The organism is Nitrobacter winogradskyi Nb-255, assembly GCF_000012725.1.
GTDB lineage: Bacteria > Pseudomonadota > Alphaproteobacteria > Rhizobiales > Xanthobacteraceae > Nitrobacter > Nitrobacter winogradskyi.
Window position 1 is genome coordinate 1914702 of record NC_007406.1, and the last position, 20923, is coordinate 1935624.

General features: G+C 62.1%; 18 protein-coding genes. 13 read left to right on the forward strand and 5 right to left on the reverse strand.

The features are described from left to right. Positions 1–207 precede the first annotated feature (207 nt). Together NWI_RS09120 and NWI_RS09125 are read right to left on the reverse strand one after the other, a co-directional pair. Positions 208–2328 carry a sodium-translocating pyrophosphatase gene (locus tag NWI_RS09120; RefSeq protein WP_011315004.1) on the reverse strand — a complete coding sequence of 707 codons (2121 nt, stop codon included), beginning with the start codon at positions 2326–2328 and terminating at the stop codon, positions 208–210. A gap of 251 nt (positions 2329–2579) precedes the next feature. Beyond that, on the reverse strand, positions 2580–3767 hold the full coding sequence (locus tag NWI_RS09125) for a pyridoxal phosphate-dependent aminotransferase (protein WP_011315005.1): 1188 nt from the start codon (positions 3765–3767) through the stop codon (positions 2580–2582). Positions 3768–3938: 171 nt separating this feature from the next. Here NWI_RS09125 and NWI_RS09130 point away from each other — a divergent pair, with 171 nt between their 5' ends. The 9 genes from NWI_RS09130 (at position 3939) to aat (ending at position 12912) form a co-directional block, all read left to right on the forward strand. Next, positions 3939–5294 (forward strand): M48 family metalloprotease, encoded by a 1356-nt coding sequence (locus NWI_RS09130; RefSeq protein WP_430691771.1) that lies wholly within the window; start codon positions 3939–3941, stop codon positions 5292–5294. A gap of 42 nt (positions 5295–5336) precedes the next feature. Then, positions 5337–6101 carry a DsbA family protein gene (locus NWI_RS09135; protein ID WP_011315007.1) on the forward strand — a complete coding sequence of 255 codons (765 nt, stop codon included), beginning with the start codon at positions 5337–5339 and terminating at the stop codon, positions 6099–6101. A gap of 370 nt (positions 6102–6471) precedes the next feature. Beyond that, positions 6472–6942, forward strand: a complete 471-nt coding sequence (gene aroQ, locus NWI_RS09140; RefSeq protein ID WP_011315008.1) for a type II 3-dehydroquinate dehydratase — start codon at positions 6472–6474, stop codon at positions 6940–6942. 41 nt (positions 6943–6983) lie between these two features. Continuing rightward, positions 6984–7469 (forward strand): acetyl-CoA carboxylase biotin carboxyl carrier protein, encoded by a 486-nt coding sequence (gene accB / locus NWI_RS09145; RefSeq protein WP_011315009.1) that lies wholly within the window; start codon positions 6984–6986, stop codon positions 7467–7469. 25 nt (positions 7470–7494) lie between these two features. Continuing rightward, entirely contained in the window at positions 7495–8850 is a 1356-nt protein-coding gene (gene accC, locus NWI_RS09150) for an acetyl-CoA carboxylase biotin carboxylase subunit (RefSeq protein ID WP_011315010.1), read from the forward strand. A gap of 176 nt (positions 8851–9026) precedes the next feature. After that, positions 9027–10520: a sensor histidine kinase gene (locus NWI_RS09155; protein ID WP_244374891.1), complete on the forward strand. Its 1494-nt coding sequence runs from the start codon at positions 9027–9029 to the stop codon at positions 10518–10520. Beyond that, complete coding sequence (locus NWI_RS09160; RefSeq protein ID WP_011315012.1) at positions 10517–10957, forward strand: response regulator; 441 nt, start codon at positions 10517–10519, stop codon at positions 10955–10957. Before NWI_RS09155 ends, NWI_RS09160 begins: the two co-directional genes overlap by 4 nt. After that, positions 10954–12042 carry a sensor histidine kinase gene (locus NWI_RS09165; protein WP_011315013.1) on the forward strand — a complete coding sequence of 363 codons (1089 nt, stop codon included), beginning with the start codon at positions 10954–10956 and terminating at the stop codon, positions 12040–12042. The genes NWI_RS09160 and NWI_RS09165 overlap by 4 nt, the downstream gene beginning before the upstream one ends. 192 nt (positions 12043–12234) lie before the next feature. Continuing rightward, the gene (gene aat, locus NWI_RS09170; protein WP_011315014.1) at positions 12235–12912 is read left to right on the forward strand and encodes a leucyl/phenylalanyl-tRNA--protein transferase; all 678 of its coding nucleotides are present in this window, start codon (positions 12235–12237) and stop codon (positions 12910–12912) included. Between the two features lie 181 nt (positions 12913–13093). Here aat and NWI_RS09175 read toward each other — a convergent pair whose 3' ends face one another. After that, on the reverse strand, positions 13094–14023 hold the full coding sequence (locus NWI_RS09175; RefSeq protein ID WP_148203821.1) for a DUF2155 domain-containing protein: 930 nt from the start codon (positions 14021–14023) through the stop codon (positions 13094–13096). 398 nt (positions 14024–14421) lie between these two features. On the opposite strand from NWI_RS09175, the gene NWI_RS09180 reads away from it, so the two are divergent. Next, positions 14422–16230, forward strand: coding sequence for a FecR domain-containing protein (locus NWI_RS09180; protein WP_011315016.1), 1809 nt, complete (start codon positions 14422–14424; stop codon positions 16228–16230). A 49-nt stretch (positions 16231–16279) separates the two neighbouring features. Here the strand turns inward: NWI_RS09180 and NWI_RS09185 are convergent, their stop codons facing one another. Continuing rightward, on the reverse strand, positions 16280–16690 hold the full coding sequence (locus tag NWI_RS09185; protein WP_041344959.1) for an NADH:ubiquinone oxidoreductase subunit NDUFA12: 411 nt from the start codon (positions 16688–16690) through the stop codon (positions 16280–16282). 442 nt (positions 16691–17132) lie between these two features. Here NWI_RS09185 and NWI_RS09190 point away from each other — a divergent pair, with 442 nt between their 5' ends. Further along, a complete protein-coding gene (locus NWI_RS09190) occupies positions 17133–17504 on the forward strand; it encodes a GNAT family N-acetyltransferase (protein WP_011315018.1) in 372 nt (123 codons plus the stop codon). 131 nt (positions 17505–17635) lie between these two features. Here NWI_RS09190 and NWI_RS09195 read toward each other — a convergent pair whose 3' ends face one another. After that, positions 17636–18010: a DUF3597 domain-containing protein gene (locus tag NWI_RS09195; protein ID WP_011315019.1), complete on the reverse strand. Its 375-nt coding sequence runs from the start codon at positions 18008–18010 to the stop codon at positions 17636–17638. A gap of 343 nt (positions 18011–18353) precedes the next feature. Between NWI_RS09195 and NWI_RS09200 the strand changes: the two genes are divergently transcribed. After that, a complete protein-coding gene (locus tag NWI_RS09200) occupies positions 18354–19283 on the forward strand; it encodes a DUF2189 domain-containing protein (protein WP_011315020.1) in 930 nt (309 codons plus the stop codon). A gap of 191 nt (positions 19284–19474) precedes the next feature. After that, positions 19475–20908: a methylenetetrahydrofolate--tRNA-(uracil(54)-C(5))-methyltransferase (FADH(2)-oxidizing) TrmFO gene (trmFO, locus tag NWI_RS09205; protein WP_011315021.1), complete on the forward strand. Its 1434-nt coding sequence runs from the start codon at positions 19475–19477 to the stop codon at positions 20906–20908. Positions 20909–20923 lie beyond the last annotated feature (15 nt).

Here is a 20923-nt window from a genome sequence, read left to right on the forward strand (position 1 = left end):
CTCTAGCCCGACGCTCAAAGAAAAAACCCGCGGCTCTCAAGCCGCGGGTTTCTTTATTGTTTGAATCGCTTTCCGCGAACGGTGTCCACTTCGCTTGAAACGCTCCAGAGCATGACCCGATCAAGTTGAATCGGACCATGCTCTGGAAGTTATTCTTTGGTCGCTTTTTCTCGCGGCGAACCGGTATCCACTTCGCCGGAAAATGTTCTAGTGCGCCAGCACCGCCAGCAATAGCAACGCCACGATATTGGTGATCTTGATCATTGGATTGACCGCGGGGCCAGCCGTATCCTTGTAGGGATCTCCGACAGTATCACCGGTGACAGCCGCCTTGTGCGCGTCGGAGCCCTTGCCGCCATGATGGCCGTCCTCGATGTACTTCTTGGCGTTATCCCACGCGCCGCCGCCCGAGGTCATCGAGATCGCGACGAACAGTCCCGTCACGATGACGCCGAGCAGCATCGCCCCGACCGCCGAGAATGCCGCCGACTTGCCGGCAACGCCGCCGCCGGCGATCGCGTAGATCAGGAAGTAGACAACGATCGGCGACAGCACCGGCAACAGCGACGGAATGATCATTTCCTTGATCGCCGCCTTTGTCAGCAGGTCCACCGCCTTGCCATAGTCGGGCTTGTCGGTGCCGCGCATGATGCCCGGCTTCTCACGGAACTGGCGACGCACTTCCTCGACGATCGCGCCCGCCGCGCGTCCAACCGCGGTCATGCCCATCGCGCCGAACAGGTAAGGCAGCAGGCCGCCGAACAGCAGGCCAACCACCACATAGGGATTGTTCAGGGAGAAGTCCGGGTTGACGCCCTGGAAGTAGGTGTGTTGCGCGGCATCGCCGATGAAGAACTTGAGGTCCTGATTGTAGGCCGCGAACAGCACCAGCGCGCCGAGACCGGCAGACCCGATCGCGTAGCCCTTGGTGACGGCCTTGGTGGTGTTGCCGACGGCGTCGAGCGCGTCGGTCGACTTGCGGACCTCCTTCGGCAGGCCCGCCATTTCGGCGATGCCGCCTGCATTGTCGGTCACCGGACCAAAGGCGTCGAGCGCGACGATCATGCCGGCCAGCGCCAGCATCGTGGTGGTGGCGATCGCGATGCCGAATAGGCCGGCCAGACCGTAGGTCACCAGGATGCCCGCGATGATGACGATCGCCGGAAGCGCCGTCGCCTCCATCGAGATCGCGAGGCCCTGAATGACGTTGGTGCCGTGCCCCGTCACCGAAGCCTTCGCAATCGACTTTACCGGACGATAGTCGGTGCCGGTGTAGTATTCGGTGATCCAGATGATCAGGCCGGTGACGACCAGGCCGGCCACCCCGCAGGCGAAGAGATCGAGGCCGGTATAATCGACGCCCGCCAGTTCGCCGAAGCCGACCAGCCAGTAAATGACGGCGCCGACGCCGACCAGCGACAGGACGCCGGTGGCGATCAGGCCCTTGTACAGCGCGCCCATGATCGACTGGCTGTTGCCGAGCCTGACGAAGAACGTCCCGATGATCGAGGTAATGATGCAGATGCCTCCGATCGCGAGCGGCAGCGTCATCATGTTCACGAGCAGCGGCGAGGTCGCGAAGAAGATCGCGGCAAGCACCATGGTGGCGACGGCGGTCACCGCGTAGGTTTCGAACAGGTCGGCGGCCATGCCCGCGCAGTCGCCGACGTTGTCGCCCACGTTATCGGCGATCGTCGCCGGATTGCGCGGGTCGTCTTCCGGAATGCCGGCCTCGACCTTGCCCACGAGATCGCCGCCGACGTCAGCACCCTTGGTGAAGATGCCGCCGCCGAGACGGGCGAAGATCGAGATCAACGATGCGCCGAAGCCGAGCGCGACCAGCGCGTCGACAACCGTGCGGCTGTTCGCGGCGTAACCCGCGCCGTGGATGAGATAAGCGAAATAGATGGTCACGCCGAGCAGCGCCAGACCGGCGACCAGCATCCCCGTGATCGCGCCGGCCTTGAAGGCAAGCTCCAGTCCGCCGGCCAGCGACTTGGTCGCGGCCTGCGCGGTGCGCACGTTGGCGCGGACCGAAACGTTCATGCCGATGAAGCCCGCCGCGCCCGACAGGATCGCGCCGATCGCAAACCCCACGGCGACCAGCACTCCGAGGAAGTAGGCGAGCAACGCGAAGATCACGATGCCGACCATTCCGATCGTCGTGTATTGCCGGCGCAGATAGGCCTGGGCGCCTTCGCGTACAGCCGCGGCGATTTCCTGCATTCGCGGATTTCCCGCATCCGACCTCAATACCGATGAGGTCGCCCAACCCGCATAAACGATCGAAAGCGCTCCGCAGAGCACAATCCCTACCAATGCTGTCATTGAATTTGCCTCAGAATTCCGGAAGTTGCCCCGACCACGCCGCGAGCCCGCGAACGGACGTTTAAGGGAGGTCCGTTTTGTCGCAAGGCGACGTCAAATCGGGCGCGACCATGCCAAAATCGAACCTCCGGCGCAATGTCGGCTTTCGGCTAAACGGCCGAATTTCCGTAAGGAATTACAATAAAATGCCGGCAAGTTGCGGACAGACTCCCCCTCGCCGGCCGGGTTATCCCGGATGAGCGCGGAGGCTTTCAGGTCAGCCATTTCCCGATGCGCGCGACCGCCTCGTGCATCTCGGCGGCCGACCGGGCATAGGAGAAGCGCAGGAAAGAGCGACCGCGCACGGGATCAAAATCGACCCCGGGCGTCGCGGCAACGCGCGCCTGCTCCAGCATCCGGCGTGCGAAATCATGGCTGTCCGCCGTGAACTTCGAAACGTCGGCATAGAGGTAGAACGCGCCATCCGCTGGCAGAAACTCGCTCAAGCCGGCCTTAGGAAGACCCGCGATCAGGATGTTGCGGTTTTCCTCATAGCCCCGCTTCACGATCTCCATCTCCTCGCGGCCCGCGAAAGCCGCCTCGGCCGCGACCTGCGAGAGCAGCGGCACCGAAATCGACAGGTTCTGCTGCAGCCGTTCGATCGTCCGCACGAGGTGTTCAGGCACGACCATCCAGCCGACGCGCCAGCCAGTCATGCAGAAATACTTCGAAAACGAGTTGATGATCAGCGCATGCGGCGACAGTTCAGCGGCGGTGACGGCAGGAAACGCATAATCGAGACCGTGATAGATCTCATCGGAAATAAAGCGAATGCCTTCGCTATCGGCCGCCGCCATCAGAAGCGCCAGCGCCTCGCGCGACATCATCGTTCCCGTCGGATTTGCCGGACTTCCGACCAATACCCCCTTCAGCGGCGTCTTACGGTGCGCGGCCAACAGCGCCTCGCCGGTCAGCGCATGACGGTTCTCGCTTGACGTCTCGATCAGGACCGGCTCGCAGCCGAGCGCCGTCAGGATATGCCGGTACGGCGGATAGCCCGGCACAGCCACCGCGACGCGGTCTCCCGGTTCGAACATCGAAAGAAACGCGAGGATGAAGCCGCCCGATGATCCCGTCGTCACGACGATCCGCTCCGCGCTGACCGTGCAGCCGTAAAACTCGCGGTAATGTCGCGCGATCCGTTCTCTCAGCGACGGGATGCCCAGCGCTGGCGTGTAATCGATCCGTCCGGACTCCAACGCGGCGCGGGCCGCGTTCAACGCGGTTCGTGGCGCCGGCGCTGAAGGCTGTCCGACCTCCATGTGAATGACGTGTCCGCCTTCCGCCTCGATCCGCGCCGCCGCCGCCATGACGTCCATCACCATGAAGGGTGGAACCTGGCTGCGGCTAGATGCCGCCAAGATGCTGGCGGCCCGCTCTCTCGGTGTCGCGTCGGCCATGGAAATCTGTTAATGCGCTCTCTCGCCCGAGGCCGCGTTACCGCCTTATTCGGTGGGTTGTTTAGGACATACAGCGTATTCGAACCCGCGCCAATGATTCCGAAGGCATTGACTAACGAAGATATGACCCGGCGGCCCGTCACTCCCCTACGTCGTTCTGTCTCGAAGCTGATGACGCTGGTCACCGCCTGCGCGATCGCGAACGCCTCCTTTCCAGCCCAAGCGCAACAGGACAAAGGTCTGCCGATGTTGCGCGATAGCGAGACCGAGCAACTGCTGCGAGACTATACGCGGCCGATCCTGCGCGCGGCGGGGCTGCAAAAGCACAACATTCAGATGGTCATCATCAACGACAGGTCCTTCAACGCCTTCGTCGCCGATGGCCGCCGCATCTTCGTGAACTACGGGGCGATTTCAAAGTCGACGACGCCGAACCAGTTGATCGGCGTGCTCGCGCATGAGACCGGGCATCTCGCCGGTGGCCATCTGTCCAAGTTTCGCGAGCAGCTCGCCCGAACCCAGACCCAGCTCATCATCGCCATGCTTCTCGGCGCCGGCGCTCTCGCGGCCGGAGCCGGCCGCGGCGGAAGCAACAGCCCCGGCAGCAATATCGGCGCGGCCGCGCTCAGCGCGCCTCAGGAAATCGCCCGCCGAAGCCTGTTGGGCTATCAGCGCCAGCAGGAGGAAAACGCCGACCGCGCCGCCGTCAAGTTCCTCAACGCCACCGGCCAATCCCCCCGGGGCATGTACGAGACCTTCAAGCGCTTCACCGACGAAAGCCTGTTCGCCGCGCGCGGCGCCGATCCCTATGCGCAGTCGCACCCGATGCCGGCCGACCGTGTCGCCGCGCTCGCGGAACTCGTCAAGACCAGCCCCAACTGGCAAAAGAAGGACGATCCGGCCCTGCAGATGCGCCATGACATGGTGCGTGCCAAGATCTCGGCGTTCATGGAACGTGAGGATACGGTATACCGGCGCTATCCGCGGTCAGACACCAGCCTGCCCGCCCGCTACGCGCATGCCATCACCACCTACCTGCATGGCGATCTTCGCTCGGCCATCGAGCAAATCGATGCGCTAATCAAGCTTCAGCCGCAGAACCCTTACTTCTACGAAGTACGTGGGCAGGCTTTGCTCGAGGGAGGCCGCCCCACGGAGGCGATCGCACCGCTGCGGCGCGCCGTCCAGCTCTCGCGAAACGCTCCGCTCATCGAGATGCTGCTGGGTCAGGCGCTCGTGGCCTCGAACAACAAGGCCAATGCCGACGAGGCTATCGCAATCCTGCGAACGGCGCTGGTACGGGAGCCAGAGGCTCCGCTCGGCTATTCGCAGCTTGCGATAGCCTACGGCCGCAAGGGCGATTATGCACAAGCCGATCTGGCATCGGCTCAGGCCGCGTTCCTGCGAGGCGACAACAAGACGGCGCGCGAACTCGCATCACGCGCGAAAACCCGCTTCGCGATCGGCACGCCCGGATGGGTCAAGGCGGACGATATCGTCTCATCCAAGATTCCGGACAAGAAATAAACCAGACGGCTCCGCCACGCGGTCCCTTTCAAAGGATTGACAATGTCCTCTCTCCGATTTCTCGCTCCCGCCCTTCTTGCGCTCGCGTTCAGCGCTCCTTCCGCCGCGTCCGCTCAGAGCTTCTCCGACAGCCAGCGCGGCGAGATTGAGCAGATCGTCAAACACTATCTGCTCGCACACCCTGAAATCCTTGAAGAGGTTTCGGCTGAACTCAGCAAGCGTCAAGCGGCTGCCGAGGCGCTCAAGCACGAGGCCGCGGTCACGGAGAACGCGAACGCCATCTTCAATTCACCGCGCGGCGTGACGCTCGGCAACAAGAACGGCGACGTCACTTTCGTCGAGTTCTTCGATTACAACTGCGGCTACTGCAAGCGCGCGATGCTCGATATGCTCGAGCTTATGAAGTCGGATCCCAAGCTCAAGGTCGTACTCAAGGAGTTTCCCGTGCTCGGCCAGAGTTCGGTGGAGGCCGCGCAAGTCGCCGTCGCGGCGCGAATGCAGGATCCCACCGGCAAGAAATACCTCGATTTCCACCAGAAGCTTCTGGGAAGCCGCGGTCAGGCCGACAAGGCGCGCGCGCTGGCCGCCGCCAAGGAGGCCGGATTCGACATGGCCAGGATCGAAAAGGATATGACGAGCGCCGAGGTGCGCGCCACGCTCGAAGAGAACTTCAAGCTTGCCGAATCCATGGGAATGAATGGAACGCCAAGCTACGTCATCGGCAAGCAGGTCGTCGTGGGAGCCGTGGGTCTCGAGAACCTCAAGGAGAAAATCAACACGGCGCGCTGCGGCAAAGCCTCCTGTTGATGGCGCGTCCCTGTTTGAATCAGCGCTTTTGAACCAGCGCTCACCGGGGGGCCTGGAATCGAACGCCGGGTAACCGCTTCGCATGAGCGCTCCGAATCCCTCTCGACGTTTCTCCCCTTCCTGTGGTCGTTTGAGAGGCTCCCTCAGGGGCGCGGGAACTGGCTATCTGGTACGCTCGTATGCCCCGTCGCGATGCCCAAGGTCGGTTAACGAGATATTTCCGTATGTTCTCCATGAATCCTCGCAAACAGCGCGAGATATCTCAAGCCGAATCAGGGACTGTTCAGGCTTCCCCTTGACGTTCTTGTTACATATAACGGCCCGAACTCCGGCGTTCGGCGGCGGAAATGGCTGATTTTCAGGATTTCAGATGGCCAAGACGATCTACGTGCTCAACGGCCCGAACCTTAACATGCTCGGGACCCGAGAGCCGGATACCTATGGCCACGCCAACCTTGCCGACGTCGAACAGCTTTGCGCCGAAACGGCCAAAAATTTTGGACTGGCCGCGGATTGCCGCCAGTCAAACCGCGAGGGCGAGCTGATCGATTTCATTCACGAAGCTCATGCGAAGAACGCAGCCGGTATCGTCATCAACGCCGGCGGCTACTCGCACACTTCCATCGCACTTCACGACGCGCTGGTCGCGGTCAAAATTCCGACCGTCGAAGTTCATATCAGCAACATTCATGCGCGCGAGGACTTCCGTCATCACTCCTTCACGGCCAAGGCCGCGTTCGCAAGCCTGTCAGGCTTCGGAATTGACGGCTACCGGCTCGCGATCAATGGCCTTGCCGCCAAGATCGGCGCGGTAGACCCGTCGAACAAAGTTAAATCCTGACACATCAGCGTCATTCTCACAGAAAGTTTCGGATCGAGATCATGTCCCGCCAGCCCGGAGAACCCGCAAAAAACAAAACCGGCAACGATCTGCGCGAGGAGAGCGACGTGATCCGCGAACTCGCCGCCCTGCTCGACGAAACCAGGCTCACGGAGATCGAAATCGAGCGTGATGGACTTCGTGTCCGTGTGGCACGCAACGTCACCGTCGGGGCAGCGATACCGGCCACCTATCAGGCCGCGCCGGCGCCAGCCCCCTCGCCGGCCGCAGGCGCGGCCGACATCAGCAAGCATCCCGGCATGGTTCCATCGCCGATGGTCGGAACGGCCTATTGGGCGTCGGAACCGGGCGCAAAACCCTTCATCGAGGTCGGGTCCAAGGTCACCGCAGGCCAGACGCTGCTGATCATCGAGGCCATGAAGACCATGAACCAGATCCCGTCGCCGCGCTCCGGCACCGTCACGCAGATTCTCGTCGAGGATGGCCAGCCCGTCGAGTTCGGCGAGCCGCTGGTCATCATTGAATGACGCCGTTCGAACCGCGGACGCAGTGATGTTCGATAAGATCCTGATAGCCAATCGCGGCGAGATCGCCCTGCGCATCCTGCGCGCCTGCAAGGAGCTGGGTATCGCGACCGTTGCGGTCCATTCCACCGCCGACGCCGACGCCATGCATGTCCGCCTCGCGGACGAAAGCGTCTGCATCGGGCCGCCGACGACGAAGGACAGCTACCTCAACATCCCGGCGCTGCTGGCAGCCTGCGAGATCACAGGCGCCGAGGCCGTGCATCCGGGGTACGGCTTTTTGTCCGAGAATGCCCGTTTCGCCGAAATCCTCGCTGACCATCGCCTGCATTTCATCGGCCCCAAGGCCGAACATATCCGCCTCATGGGCGACAAGATCGAAGCCAAGAAGACCGCGAAGCGCCTCGGCATTCCCGTGGTTCCGGGCTCCGATGGCGGCATCGGTCCCGATGACAACGCCATGGCCATCGCCAAGGCGATCGGCTTTCCTGTCCTGGTGAAAGCGGCCGCCGGCGGCGGCGGGCGCGGCATGAAGATCGTCAAGACGCCCGACGACCTGATGATGGCGATCTCGGCCGCGGGGAACGAGGCCCGAGCGGCGTTCGGCGACGCCTCCGTTTATCTGGAAAAGTACTTGCAGAAGCCGCGCCACATCGAAATCCAGGTGCTTGGCGACGGGCGCGGCGGCGCCATTCATCTTGGAGAACGCGACTGCTCGCTCCAGCGCCGCCACCAGAAGGTTTGGGAAGAAGGTCCATCGCCCGCGTTGACGGCGGCAGCCCGAAACAAGATCGGCGAGACCGTTGCCAAGGCGATGAGCGAGATAAAGTATCTCGGCGTCGGAACGGTCGAATTCCTCTACGAGGACGGCAGATTCTATTTCATCGAAATGAATACGCGCATTCAGGTCGAGCATCCCGTCACCGAGATGATCACCGACATCGATCTCGTGCTGGAGCAGATCCGCATCGCCGCCGGCGGCGACCTTCCCGCCGCCCAGAAGGAAATCGCCGTCAACGGCCACGCCATCGAGTGCCGAATCAACGCGGAAAACCCCGTTACCTTCCGCCCATCTCCTGGCAAGATTTTGCAATTCCATCCGCCGGGCGGGCTCGGCGTCCGGATCGATTCCGCCGTTTATCAGGGGTATGTGATCCCGCCCTACTACGACTCGCTGGTGGGCAAGCTGATCGTGCACGGCAAGACGCGCGCCGAATGCCTGATGCGGCTGCGCAGAGCCCTCGACGAGATGGTCGTGGAAGGCGTCGAGACCACCTTGCCGCTGTTCCGGGCGCTGGTCCGCGAAGCGAGCATTATCGACGGCGACTACCATATCCATTGGCTGGAGCAGTATCTCTCCAGCGGCGGTCTAAAAGGAGCCTGAGCCGTTTCGAGCCCGGACCGGGATTGTTTTAGGAACAAAAGACACGGAACCGATTGCGCGCTGAGGGGTTTAGCAAAAGGCCGGTAAACGCGCGGGGGCGATTCAGACTGTCTCGATCCGAATACGATGAAATCGTAGCGCCAAGAGCCAGGACGTCACGACCCGCGCTCAGCCAGTTGCTCCTGCTGACGGCAGGTCTGGTGGTTCTGACGCTGATCAGCGTCATTTCCATTTATCTTGTCAACAAGGCGCGCGACGACACTCGCTGGGTTCTCCGCAGCATGGAAGTCGAGAATGAAATTTCACTGGCCCAGTTACAGATACAGCGCGCGGAAAGTTCGCAGCGCAGCTTTCTGCTGACGCAGCGCCCGGAATTCCGGGCTGCGTTCGAAGATGCATCAGGCCGGATTCCGCTGAGCTTCGAACGGCTGAGGGTACTGACCAAAGAGAATCCCTACCAGCAACAGCGGCTCCAGCAAATGGTCCCGCTGACCAGTCAGCGGATCGAGCAGTTGCGGCAGAGCATTGATCTCGCGCTGACGAACCGGCTGGATCAGGCCGTTGAGAGCGCGCGACGAGAGGCTGGTCAGGACGCGACGCGACAGATTCGCGATCTGGGGAACGAGATGCGAACCGAGGCAAATCGTCTGCTCGCGGCGCGGACGGCGTCAGCCGATGCCAGCCAATCGCGTTCGGCGCTGATTACCAGCGTCGGCTCGGGGCTCGTTGTGCTGTTTGCCGGGCTCTCGATCTACCTTGTGCGGCGGTCGAACCGGGAACGCGACCTGGCTAACGCCCGGCTGCGCGATATCAATCTCAATCTGGAATCGACCATCGAGAAGCGGACCAGCGATCTGCGGGAAGCCAACGATGAAATCCAGCGTTTTGCCTATATCGTCAGCCACGACCTGCGCTCGCCGCTGGTCAACATCATGGGTTTCACCAGCGAACTCGAGGAACTGCGGGGCGACATATTCCGCCGGATCGCGGAGCTGAGCCGGCCGGATAGCCTGCCGCCCCCTGGCGTGAACGATCCAGCCAGTGCGGCCGAACCGGTTCTCGATGGACCGGACGAGCAATTGTCGCAGGACTTCACGGAGGCTCTGGGATTCATCAAGTCGTCGATCGCCAAGATGGATCGTCTCATCGGCGCGATCCTCAGCCTCACCCGCGAGGGCCGGCGCGAATTTCATCCCGTTTCGATCGCCATGCGCGATCTGATCGAGGGCATTGTATCCACCGTGGCGCATCAGGCCGCCGAAGCGGACGCCCAGATCCGGGTCGAGCCGTTGCCGGATATTGTTACCGACCGCATCGCGATCGAACAGATCTTCTCCAATTTGATCGACAATGCCTTGAAATATCTCAAACCTGACGTTCCCGGCGATATCGCCATCAGTGGCCGGCGCAAGCTGGGTTTTGCTATTTTTGAGATCACGGACAACGGTCGCGGCATCGATCCGAAGGATCACCAAAGGATTTTCGATCTGTTCCGCCGGGCGGGGCCGCAGGATCGGCCGGGCCAGGGTATCGGACTGGCGCACGTCCGTGCACTGGTCCGAAGGCTCGGAGGGACCATATCAGTCTCGTCGAAGCTTGGTGCCGGCACCACGTTTACAGTTACGCTGCCCAGCACATGGATGGTCACAAACCGGGACGAACAATCATGAGTACGCCAGTCACCATCATCATGATCGAAGACGATGAGGGTCACGCCCGGCTGATCGAACGAAATATCCGGCGTTCCGGTGTCAACAATGAGATCAAGTCGTTCACCACCGGTACAGAAGCCGTCAATTACCTGTTCGGCGCGGATGGCAACGGCCTTCCCCATAAGGGAGAGTCGCTGCTTATCCTGCTCGACCTCAATCTTCCTGACATGACCGGCATCGAGATCCTGCGGCGCGTGAAGGAAAACAGATACCTCAAGTGCGCGCCGGTGGTGGTGTTGACGACGACCGACGACTCGCAGGAGATCAAGCGTTGCTACGAACTCGGATGCAGCGTCTACATCACAAAGCCAGTGAACTATGACAATTTCGCCAATGCGATCCGGCAACTCGGTCTGTTTTTCTCCATCATTCAGGTACCTCAGGCTACTCCATGAACGTCAAGCCTACCCTTTTGTATGTGGATGACGACAAGGCGCTGGCTCGTCTGGTGGAGCGCGGCCTGACACGTCACGGATTTTGCGTGGAGTACGCATCCGACGGCGAGGCCGGACTCGCACGCATCGCGCAGGGCGGCATCGATGTGATAGCGCTCGACCAATACATGCCCGGCCTGGACGGGCTGGAGACGCTAGGCCGGATTCAGGCAATTCCCAACGCGCCCCCCGTGGTTTTCGTCACCGCTTCGCAAAACTCAAAGATCGCAGTCACCGCGCTCAAGGCCGGGGCCGCGGATTATCTTGTCAAGGACACGCTCGGTGAGTTCGTTCCGCTGTTGCACGTCGCGGCCGAAGTGGCGATCCGCCAGGCGCTCGTTCAAAAGGCACGCGACGAGGCTGAAGCCGAAGTCCGCGCCTCACGCGATCGCTATGCGGCGCTGGCCGCCGAGCGCGAGATGCTGCTGCGCGAGGTCAATCATCGCATCGGCAACAGTCTCCAGATCATCGCGTCACTGCTGCATCTGCAAGCCAATTCGAGCCCCGAGGAAGACATCAAGGCCGCCCTCACCAATGCAATGGGACGGGTGGCGGCAGTCGCGCAGGTGCATCGCCGGCTCTACACGTCGCACGACCTGAAGAGCGTCCTGCTGAACCAGTATCTTGAAGCACTGCTCGAGGATCTCCGGCGCTCCACCGAAGGCAACCGGATGTCGCGCCTCGACCTGAAAGCCCAGCCCGTCGAGATCGATCCCGATCGCGCCGTCGCCATCGGGATCATCGTCAATGAACTGGTGATGAATGCGGTCAAGTACGCCTATCCTGATGGCCCCGGCCCCATCCACGTCGAACTCGCGTCCGACGGCGATGATATCGTGCTGTCAATCACTGACGATGGCGTCGGCCTCAATGCAAGAAGCGATCCGCGCTCGACCGGAATGGGCCAGCGGATTGTTTCAGCGATGGCGCAGAAGCTCGACGCGCAGGCCGAACGCGATCCCACCCACGCGGGCACGCGCATCGTTCTGCGGTTCCGGAGCGGAACTCCTCAGGTCGCGAAACCCATGTCCGCGACCGCGGCATGAGCACGGCGGCAGCAAGCTGAAAGCGCCTTCGCGCCTGACATGACATCAGGTCGAGGCCCAACACTCAATTCGTGATGATGGAACCAGAAGCGAACCGACATCATCTCTCGGCACGCGATCTCCACTTGATCGCATCATTCGCTGGTAGATTATCGACGCGGAAACCTTCCAGCTCTGCTATAAGATAACCGGATGTCCCGCGAGACCGCCTCGTCCGAGATCACGCCCGAACTGCTGCTGCGCGCCTATGCCTGCGGCATTTTTCCGATGGCGGAGAGTGTCGACGACCCGACGCTGTTCTGGGTCGAGCCGAAGATGCGCGGCGTGGTTCCACTCGAGAGCTTTCGAATTCCGTCGCGGCTCGCGCGCACCGTTCGATCGGACAGTTTCACGGTGACCGTCGATACCGCATTCGACGCGGTGATCAACGGCTGCGCCGCGCCCCAACCCGGCCGCAACAACACCTGGATCAACCATCGAATCCGTGAACTCTATATCGGCCTGCACGAACTCGGCCACTGCCACAGTGTCGAGGTCTGGCGGGACAATGAACTGGCCGGCGGCCTTTACGGCGTCAGGCTCGGCCGGGCGTTTTTCGGCGAGAGCATGTTCCATGTCGTGCGGGACGCGTCGAAGGTCGCGCTCGTGCATCTGGTCGCCCGGTTGATCGCCGGAGGCTTCGTGCTGCTCGACACGCAGTTCGTCACCGACCATCTGCGGGGGTTCGGCGCCATCGAAATCCCGCGCCGGCGCTACCGGGCGCTACTCGACGTCGCGCTGGAAGGCCGGGCCGATTTCGGAGCGCTGCCGCTCGACCGGCCGGTGCCGGGCGCAGAAGCGCTCAAGGCCATCGCCGACCGAAGCTCTTAGAGCATGATCCCGACCCGAAGGGCCGCGCCAGCGCAAAGTAGGAACCGGCAGCCTTTTCTGATGGAATCAGAAACGAGGCTTGCGGATTTTGATCCGGCGCGTTTTCCATGCGACCGATACCCACTTCAATCGAGAACGCCCTGAAGTGTCGCGGCGCGAGCGGAAAAGCGGATCGCCCACTCTACCTCTGGAACGGCGGGAAGAAGGGATTGCTCTGCGGCTGTCGCTGCGCGGGAGGCACTGGCGCTGGTTGCGGCGGCGGCGCGGGTTGACGCGACTGACGGGTCGATTGTCGCGATCGCCTGGCTGGCGGGGGTGGCGTCGGTTTGGGCTGATCCGGCTGCTCGGCGATAACGGTCGTCTCCGGATCCTTGCAGTCGGTCAGCCAGACATCATAGATCGGATGCTCGACGCCATGCAGGCCGGGGCTCGACGCGAACATCCATCCGGAGAAAATTCGCTTCACCTCGCCCTGAAGCGTGATCTCATCGACCTCGACGAAGGCGTCGGTATTCGCGGCTTCGGTCGCGGGGCGCGTGTAGCAGGCGCTGGTTTTTACCCGCAGCGCGCCGAACTGTACGGTCTCTCCGATATCCTCGTCGAAATGGATGATGCGGCCGGTGATCTTATCCAGGCCGGAAAATACAGCCTTCTTGTTGACGATCCTCTCGGCGGGGGCCTCGGTAACGACCTCGTCGCCGGGCTGTAGCGTGGCCGGCGCCGGCGGGGCCGGTCGCGCGGCGTTCTGTTCGGGAGCCTGACGGGGTGATGGCGGCGCGACGGCAGCGCCTCCCGGAGCGTTCTGCGGAGTCACGGTGGTTCCGGACGGCGGCGGCAGCGGCTGAGACTGAACCGGACCGGGCGGCGGAACGCCCTGCCCCGGCGGTGGACGCATCGGCGCCGGCAACACGCGGCCCTCAGGCGGCAATTCGGGCACCTCTTCCTCGTCATCCTCAGGCGCGGCCTGCCCCTGTGGAATAGCGCCAGGCGGACGCGGTGGCGGGTCGGAGAAGATGTTTCCGATCTGGGCGCGCGCGGAAGGCGGGGCCGCGACAAGTGCGACGCCTGCAAAAGCCGCACAACCGGCTATAACGATGGTTCGAAATATCATGCGCGGCTTTGTGAGGCTCGAATCAGGGCCGGACCATTGTACAGGGATTAAAGGCTCCAAGCCGCTCGCGGCAATCCGGTTAACACGTCGATTGCGGCGGGGAAAGGGCGACCTGCTCCGCGTCCACTGGCGGCAGCGGCTGAGCTCGCTTGATTCCGTAGGCAATAGCGTTATGGAGCGAAATCGAGGCCGGTTTACGTGAAAAGCATCAAGACACCCGGAGCCTCGCTGCTGATTTCCATCAGGCAGAAGGCTGGGGCGCACCGTGGATTTACGGCAACAGATGCCATCAATCGCCTGCGGATCGTGACCTGGTAGACGATCTGGGGTTGGCGCATTCGGATTATTCAAGAGTATACTTGGCCGGACTTTGTCTGTTCTGAGTGTCAGGAGTTGCCATGACCCGGGCGGGGGCGCATTGGATCGCGATGACGGCGGCGGCTCTGGCGCTCGGGGGCGCGGCGGCGCAGGCTCAGCAGGTCGGCACGGCATCGGCGGTCAATCCCGCCGCCACCGCCAACCTGAAGACCATCACCATCGGCCAGTCGATCGCCCACAAGGAGCGTATCCAGACCAGGTCAAGCGGCTCGGTGCAGTTGCTGTTTCTCGACAAGACGTCGATGACCATCGGCCCGAACAGCGACCTCACAATCGATGAATACGTCTATGACCCCAACGCCAACACCGGCAAACTGGCGGCCACGCTCGGCAAGGGCGCGCTGCGTTTCGTAGGCGGCCAGATCAGCCACAGCGGCGACGCGGAAATCAAGACCGGAACGGCCTTGATCGGCATTCGCGGCGGCGTGATGATGACCGACGGCAAGGGCGGCATCTATGCCGGCTACGGCAGAATGACTGTCTCATCCGGCGGCCAGACCGTCACCCTCGGCGCCGGCGAATTCACCCAGACGCAAGCCGGCGGCCCCCCTTCGCCCCCCGGCCTGCCGCCGCCAGGGTTCGTGCAGCAGTTGATCGCATCGTTCCAGAGCGCCGCCGGTCAAACGGGCGGTGCGCGCGCGGGCTCGGCTTCGGCGAAGAATGTCGCCGCCGCCGAGCACAAGGCGACCGGATCACCCGGCGGACTGGTGACCGGCTCGGGTGCTCCGCCCTCTCCCAACCCGCCCACCATTATCCAGCAGATCAATGCGATTACGTCAGCCTTCACGGAAGCGATCCAGACATCCAATCAGGTGACCGGGGCGCAGCAGATCGCGCATGATCATCCGCCCGGCGGCGACCACCCTCCCCCGACGAACAATATCCCGCCTCCGACAAACAACAATCCGCCCGGGCCGCTGCGCGGGTATGTCGGCGGATTGGTCTACACAAGCTCAAGTGAGGGCGAATATTACTCGAGTCACGGTGAGAACGGTGAGCATGGCGTAAGCTACGAAGGCCCGACCAATATCGATCCCGTCACCGGAACCGCCGAAATCACCCTCGACACCGCCAACAAGCGCGTCCAGGCTCGTCTGGACACCTACCGTTACGATCAGAACAACCCGTTCACGCAACTCACCGAGACGATGCACGAGTTGTTTCAGTTCGGATCCAAGGGATCGACCGGCCCCGCTGACAGCGTCTATGTAGACAAAGATAATTTCTACGCGAACACGCCCGAGAACCACGAGGTCAACGGCAAGAAGGTCAGCGGCATTCTGGTTTCCGGCAACGGCATCGCGACACACGAGGTCGTTGCCGATGCAATTCCGAACCTGACACCGTGCCAGTGTGACTACACACGCTGGGGTTTCTGGATGGCTGATGAAAGCGATACCAGCACCAGTGCGCCTACATCATATAAGACAACCGTCGGCACCTGGGTCGCCGGTCGGCCCGTGGGCAGTATCGGCGACGTGCCGACGACAGGCGCCGCAACCTACACCGGCCATGTCGTCGCCAATGTGAATAATGCAGGATTCGTCGCCGGCGGGTTCTCGAACACCGTCAATTTCGGGGCGCGCACTGGCGCGGTGAGCGTGACCAATCTCGACGGCACGAACTATTCCGGCACCGTGAACTTCAACACCGACCCGCGCAATTTCGGCGGCACGCTCAACGGCGATACCGGCAGCCGTCAGATGGCCATCGACGGCAGCTTTTTCCAGGGCGTGAATAACCCAGTCGGCGAGATGGGCGGACGGGTCGGAATCTCCGGCGCCGACGGCTATCTCGGCAGCGGCATTTTCGCGGCTACCAAACAGTGACAGCACCCGCGTAAATGCTGGTGCGTCCCCGCGCTGGATGCGGGTGTTTCTACTGGCCGGGCGTCCAGGGCTGATAATCGCCGGTCGCCTTCGGACGGCGGCCGCTCGCCAGCGTCGAGCCGGACGGTCGATAGGCCGCCGGTGTCCCCGTCATGTTCGGCACATGCGGCTTCTGCCATTCGCGCGGCTGGTAGTCTTCCTTGGTCGGCGGAACATCGACAACGTGATGAATCCAGCCATGCCACTCCGGCGGAATATGGGTGGCTTCCGTGTAACCATTATAGATCACCCAGCGGCGCTCGAAGCCAAGCGCCGGGTCGATCCGTCCGCCTCGCGTCCGGTAATAGCAGTTACCCTCGCTGTCCCTGCCGACGAGTTCACCGAACCGCGCCGTCCAAAGCTGAGTACCGAAAGTCTGGCCGTTCCACCAGGTAAAAAGCTTGAGGAAAAACTGCTTCATTGCCGGAAATCCGTCGCAGGGGGTGTCACGAACCCCCGCAAGGGCTCGCGCGATTATCATTCTGTTTCGATTTGATGACATCCCGCCGCAGCCTTGTCCAGCCAAACGCGGCCAAATAGCGCGGACCCTGCCGCCGCCCGCAGCGCTAAACGGGCGTGAATTATAGCGTTTTCGAGCGCAGCATGTCCTCGGGCCAGACCGGAGGATGGAATCCGGTTCATGTGAAGAAAACGCGTCAAAACATAAAGAAAGATGGAGCCCTTCACCGCTTCCATGAAGTGGCGGAGGACTCTAGCGGGTTGCGCCTTCGGCTCGCACGTCTTAGAGCCTCTTAACGCGTTTTCTTCACGCGAACCGGTATCCACTTCGCTCGAAAACGCTATAACCCATTCTATTATCCAAGCCCGGTCCGGCGCTGATCGCGCGGGCCGCAGGCTCAGCAATGGCAGGCCGCAGACGCTCCGCTGTTGTTGACTGGCTCCCGAAAACTTTGAATGTTGCCTCTCAGGCAGGAAAGAATAAAGGCTGCGAAATGTCCGAAGTCGTCAACAACATGGAAAAACATCGCTACGAACTCGAAGTGGACGGGCTCGTTGCCGCGACCTACTACCGATTCCTGGATGGTGTCCTCGTCTTCACCCACACTCAGGTGCCGCCCGAACTCGAAGGCAAGGGCGTCGGTTCGGAACTGGTGAAGGGCGCGCTGGATCAGGTGCGCGCGGATAAATTCAGGGCCAGCGCTCAATGCCCCTTCGTGAAAGCCTGGCTCGAGAAGAATCCGGATTACGCTGATCTGCTGCGCCCGAATTTGTGAGGCAACGAGAGACCTGAGTTCCGCTTCTGATTCAATCAGAAGCGGATTTCACATGCTGGCTTAACGCCGTTTCTTTTCGCGAACCGGCGTCCACTTCGTTCCGAATCCTAGAGCTAACTTCGTCTGTCGGATTACTGCTTCATGTCGGGCGGCAGCTTGCCCCCGTTGGCCGCGAGCTGAGCCATCATCTGCTTATGCAGCCAGACATTCATCGCCGCGGAATCGTTGGTATCGCCCGGATATTTCAGATCCTTCGCCAGCTCCTTGCGCGCGCTCAGGCTGGAGTCGACATCAAGCGCCTTCATCAGATCAACGATCGAGGTTCGCCATGCCAGCTTCTCCTTCTTGGCGGCGACAGCCTTGTCGAGAATGGCCGCGACGTCGACGCTCTTGGCGGACGAGCCCTCCGGCGAAGGCGCAGTACCGCTGCCTGACTCTCCCGCCGGTGTTGCCGCTTCAGCGTGCGAGCCGAAGATGGCGCCCATGATCTTTCCAAATATGCTCATTATGCCGCTCCCAATAGCTTTGGCCTTGTGCCGACTACAAAGCGGAAATCCCGCATCTGTTTCCGCCGGATCGTCAAAAGAGTAACCGGCTCACCGCGGCTTGCCAATGCGAACGATGCCGGCCTCCCCCGGCTTCCATCCGCCCCAAAGCCAAAGGTAGAAAAGTCACTCAACCGTGAGCAACTAAGACCACGGATCGGAATTAGAATGGTGACAATACAGGTCGCGGCAGGACCAGGTTGCTTGCCTTCGCGTCTGGTCTTGATCGTGATCGTTTCCGAAGGGGCGACCTCGCCGCCTTCCGGCGGCCAGAGATCGACCCCGCGAAAGGGAGACAACGAACATGGCCACCTCTTATCCTGTCGACGTCACGTCGCACTCGGGAATGGCCGGCGCGGACAGACCTGTGGTCCGTCACATCGGCTTATCCGATCTGTTCGATGCATTGCGGCTGGGCTGGGAAGACTTCAAAGCGGTTCCCAGCCACGCCATCGTCCTGTGTGTCATCTATCCCGTGATCGGCATCGTTCTGGCGCGGATAGCGCTTGGCTACTCGGTCTTGCCGATCCTGTTCCCGCTCGCCGCCGGCTTCGCCCTGATCGGGCCGTTCGCGGCGCTCGGCCTATACGAACTGAGCTATCGGCGCGAACTCGGAAAAGAAGCCTCCGCCTGGCATGCGTTCAGCGTGCTGCGGGCGCCGTCGTTCGGGTCGATGCTCGGACTGGGCGGTCTGCTGCTGGTCATCTTCTTTATATGGCTGGCGACAGCTCGCGCGATCTATGTGTCCACTTTCGGCAACACCCCGGCGGCGGTCATTCCCGATTTCTTCACGCAGGTTTTCACCACGACCAAAGGCTTGCAGATGCTCATGATGGGCGTCGGCGTCGGATTCCTGTTCGCAGCCGTGGCCTTGTGCATCAGCATTGTGGCGTTCCCGCTGATGCTTCATCAACACGCTGACATGACGGATGCCATTTTGACGTCGTTGCGCGTGGTGGCGAAGAACCCGATAGCGGCGGCGGAATGGGGCCTGATCGTTGCCGTGCTGCTGACGCTCGGGTCGATCCCCTTCTTCCTGGGCCTCACGGTCGTCATGCCGCTGCTCGGTCATGCGACGTGGCATCTCTATCGCAAGGCGATCGAGAGTCCTTTAACCTCGTCGGCGCACGAGCCTCGTGAAACGGAGAAGGAAAAACGCTACGCAGCCGATTTCCCGTCCGTCTTGTTCCCGCCTTACGGGCGCAAGCACCGGTTCTTCGATAGTGCGGATTGATCGGAAGACGTTCGCTCTCGCAAAGGCCGCCTCGATGCCAATCGAGGTGGCCGTTGCGTGTCGACAGTCCTCAGGCGAGATTCCTGGGCAGACCATAGCCCCAATGCGGACGCGAATACCGTCAGGGTTGAAAGCGCCGGACCCGCGTTAACGCGTTCCTTTTGGCTGAGAAACGCGCTACCCCTTCGTCCATGACACAGTTTGAATCCTCCCGCGCCACCGTCCATATCGTCGGCGCCGGCCTGGCCGGCTCGGAAGCGGCCTGGCAGGTCGCCGCTCAGGGCGTTCGGGTCGTGCTGCACGAGATGCGGCCCCACCGGATGACCGCGGCGCACCGGACCGGTGGCCTTGCGGAACTGGTCTGTTCAAATTCGTTCCGGTCCGACGATGCTTCCAACAATGCGGTCGGACTCCTCCATGCGGAGATGCGCCGGCTCGGATCGCTGGTCATGCGATGCGCCGATGCCAATCAGGTTCCTGCAGGCGGCGCGCTCGCGGTGGATCGCGACGGCTTTTCCGCCGCGGTCACCGAAGCTCTCGACAACCATCCGCTGATCGAGATCGACCGTGCCGAGATCGACGGCCTGCCGCCCGCGGACTGGGGCAACGTCATTGTCGCCACGGGGCCGCTGACCTCGACGCCTCTCGCGGCTGCGATCCGCGCACTGACCGACGAGTCCGCCCTCGCCTTCTTCGATGCGATCGCACCCATCGTCCATCGCGACTCCATCGATATGTCGAAAGCCTGGTTCCAGTCCCGCTATGACAAGGCTGGTCCTGGCGGCAGCGGCGCCGATTACATCAATTGTCCGCTGAGCGAAGCGCAGTATCACGCCTTTGTGGACGCGCTGCTCGAGGGCGAGAAGGTCGACTTCAAGGACTGGGAGACCGCGCCCCCCTACTTCGACGGCTGCCTGCCGATCGAGGTCATGGCCGAACGCGGCCGGGAAACGCTGCGCTATGGTCCGATGAAGCCGGTCGGCCTCACCAATCCGCACGATCCCGCCACCAAGCCCTACGCCGTCGTCCAATTGCGCCAGGACAACAAGCTGGGCACGCTTTACAATATCGTGGGCTTTCAGACCAAACTGAAGCATGGCGCGCAGACGCGAATCTTTCGCACCATTCCCGGCCTTGAAGGCGCGGAGTTTGCCCGCCTCGGCGGCCTGCATCGCAACACATTCCTGAACTCGCCAAAGCTTCTTGACGTCCGGTTGCGGCTGCGCGCCGAGCCACGGCTGCGCTTCGCGGGACAGATGACCGGATGCGAAGGTTACGTGGAATCCGCCGCTATCGGGCTGCTCGGGGGACTCTACGCGGCAGCCGATGCACGATCATGCACGCTTGAAGCCCCGCCGCAGACGACGGCGCTGGGCGCGCTGCTCGGCCACATCACCGGCGGCCACATCGAGACCATCGACACGGGCCCCCGCTCGTTCCAGCCGATGAACATCAATTTCGGATTGTTTCCTCCGCTCGCCGATCCGCCAACCAGGAAGCCTGACGGCACGCGCCTGCGCGGCAATGAAAAGACGATCGCAAAGAAACAGGCGATCTGCGCGCGCGCGCTGTCGGATCTCGATCGCTGGATCGCGGATGCGCTTCGTCCGGCAGCCGCGGCATAGGTTCAACACGGCACC